Consider the following 812-nt stretch of genomic DNA (forward strand, 5'->3'; position numbering starts at 1 on the left):
GTCATGCCTTTGCCTCCCGGATCGCCCGCAGCGTGGCGTGGCGTAGTTTATTTTCGCGCTTAAGGGTCTTCACGCGTCCGACAAGGCCAGGTTCGATCCATTCGGCATCGGGCTTGTCGGCGCCCCTCGGTGGCGAGCCTTTCCCCTCTTGCACCATGGCATAGAGGCGTTCCCGCATGGCTTTGGTCTTCGGCATCGGGCTTGTCGGCGCCCCTCGGTGGCGAGCCTTTCCCCTCTTGCACCTTGGCATAGAGGCGTTCCCGCATGGCTTTGGTCAGGGCGATGTTTGCCGAGCCGACGTAGCGGCGTTCCGCATCGCGGGTTGCCATCAAGGCGAGTGGAGCCGAACCGGGCGTTCGCTGCACGCCTGCAACTTCAAAGTCGACTTCCTCATAGCATTTCGTTTTCACCCAGGCTTCGGTGTCGCCTGACCGATAGCTGCTCTCTTCCCGCTTCGACACCATGCCCTCTAGGCCAATCCGATCAACCGCGGCATAAAAGTCAGCCCCGCCGCCATGCACATGGTGGCTGTACTGGATCACGCCTTTAGCGGTGCCGACGAGTTCGAGCAGCTTTTCCCGACGTGCCAGCAACGGTTCGCGACGCAGGTCGATGCCGTCATGGTGCAGCAGATCGAAGGCAACGAAGATGATCCGATCCGGCGCCCATCGCATCGCCGACCGCAGCGAATGGAAATCCGACACGCCTTTCTCGTTAAGGACGATTGCCTCGCCGTCGATGATTGCCGACTTGGGAAGGGTTGCCGCCGCCTCGACAATCGTCTTGTACGTCGATGACCAGTCGTAGCCCCT

At 61.2% G+C, this 812-nt stretch carries 1 protein-coding gene; it reads right to left on the bottom strand.

Features of this window, described 5'->3' with window-relative positions; translation table 11 throughout:
• Positions 1–59: 59 nt before the first annotated feature.
• A partial coding sequence (locus tag EOB80_RS34280; protein ID WP_127332399.1) for a hypothetical protein occupies positions 60–812 on the bottom strand: 753 nt, incomplete at its 5' end.

This window comes from Mesorhizobium sp. M7A.F.Ca.MR.245.00.0.0, assembly GCF_003997415.1.
In the GTDB taxonomy this organism is placed as follows: Bacteria; Pseudomonadota; Alphaproteobacteria; order Rhizobiales; family Rhizobiaceae; genus Mesorhizobium.